The organism is Ligilactobacillus sp., assembly GCF_036846325.1.
GTDB lineage: Bacteria > Bacillota > Bacilli > Lactobacillales > Lactobacillaceae > Ligilactobacillus.
On the sequence record NZ_DAIUCE010000146.1, the window covers coordinates 1,399 to 3,250 of the forward strand.

The 1,852-nt window shown below is 42.2% G+C and carries 1 protein-coding gene; it reads left to right on the forward strand.

What is annotated here, in order from left to right; genetic code table 11:
* Positions 1-191: 191 nt before the first annotated feature.
* Complete coding sequence (locus V7Z60_RS09485) at positions 192-1,628, forward strand: DEAD/DEAH box helicase family protein (RefSeq protein WP_334117570.1); 1,437 nt, start codon at positions 192-194, stop codon at positions 1,626-1,628.
* Positions 1,629-1,852 lie beyond the last annotated feature (224 nt).

Consider the following 1,852-nt stretch of genomic DNA (forward strand, 5'->3'; position numbering starts at 1 on the left):
CGAAACGAATGCGATCAAAAAAGGAACGAAGGCACTGTTGGTTGGTTTAAACGTCATCGCCGAGAATAATCAGCGGCTTGATTCAGGGTGATTTAGCAAAGAATAAAGAATATTTTTTTTGCGGGTTTGTGTAAATTTAACAAAAAGCCACAAAGTTGTATAATGATAAAAATCAAAAAGGCGATGATAAAATGCTGCCAAAAGAATACTTTGAGGACCCGCTTACCGAAGGCGTGGCATTCGGAGCATTCGAACACGTGTTGGACAACAGGTTCACGTTGCTCAAGCTCCCCGTCGGCTACGGCAAAACGATTATTGCGATGCAGGTTGCTAATCGGTTGGCAAGACACGGAAAAATTCAAATCATGATAATCGCTCCGAAAGCGAAAAGACTCGACAAGTCGTTCAACGAGGCGATTGAGAGCTGTGAAAAGTACTATGGACTCGAAATGAAAATCGTCAAGATAAACAATCAGGAAATCGGCACTTTTGCGGGACTGAACGTCATGAAGACGAGAAAACCCGAATTGTGGAAAGAATTCATCGAAGAGCTGAAAAAAGAGAACACGCTTCTGATCCTTGACGAAACGCATATGCAGTTGAGGGATACGACCAAGACGGCAAATCAGAATTTCAGAGGCATTTTCAGAACGCTTGCGGAAGAAAGCGACAAGGAGCTGAAAATTTTGGGACTGACGGCAACTCCGTTCGACATGAGCATTTTGGATACTGTCGGGTATCTGGTTCTGAATGGAGATTATACCAGCCGAAACGACTTTTACAAACGCGAAATCGTCGATTATGAAAAATATCTTCAGCGAGGACTCGATATGACTGATATTAATCGCAAAATTGTCGATCAGGAGTTTAGAATTCATTTCGAAAGTTTCGTTGACAAAGCACGTATTTTGGAAAAAATCAGCAAGATTATTTATGCTCCCGATGCTCCGAAGAATTTTCACATTCCTGAAAACGAGTTTGAGGACGTGAAAGTACGTTTGAGCGATGAAGGACTTGAAAAGCTTGCTCACATCGAAAAACTGGACAGGCAAAAAGCGTATTCGGACAACACGACGAAATGCGTCGATTATGCGAGAGTGCTTACTGCGGATAAAAACGTGCTTGAAAAAGTGATCGAGATATGCTGTTCTCCGAAAACGGAGCAGCCGCTTATTTTCTATAATTTTGATGTGACTTTGCAGGGATTGAAGGATGAATTTGACAAATTAAACATGAAATATTTTGAAATCAACGGGCATTCGTCGAGTTATTTTGAAGAAAACGACGGAAAAAGTCCCGTATTCATCCAGTATTTGAGCGGAGCAGTCGCATTTGAGTCAAAAACGAGCAATGCATCGATTTATCTGGATTTGCCTGTTTCAGACATCAACTATCAACAGTCTTTGGGGCGCAACACGAGGCGAGGCCAGAACGTTGATACGGTCACGAACTACATAATCAGACCCGAAAAGGAGTCTGGAACGACGAACGTTTTGGTGCCATATGCCAAAAGGCAGTACGATCGCATCATATCAAAGAACAAATGGAACAAGGTTTTTGAGGAGATTTTCGTAACGCGTTGGGGAAAATATGACGAAAGCATTTTTGAGAAGGGAAGAACAAAATGAAAGAATACAATATTACGTTCGACGAAGGCGGAAAAATGAACGCACGATGACTTCAGATACGTTCCAAGCAAACAGCAGGTGCAGAACATGAGCGGAAATTTTGCTTATGAAACGACGGCAAAAGAGAACTTTAAAGTAAGAATTTCAGAAGTTCAAGCCGACAATCGCCCGAATGGCGAAGGAGAGTCGGAAAGATACGTGTACGACGTGAAAACAGGACAAGC

What these genes read in the sequence shown, in the direction of transcription:
- V7Z60_RS09485 (WP_334117570.1), top strand. Translation starts at nt 192, where the DNA reads ATGCTGCCAAAAGAATACTTTGAGGACCCGCTTACCGAAGGCGTGGCA.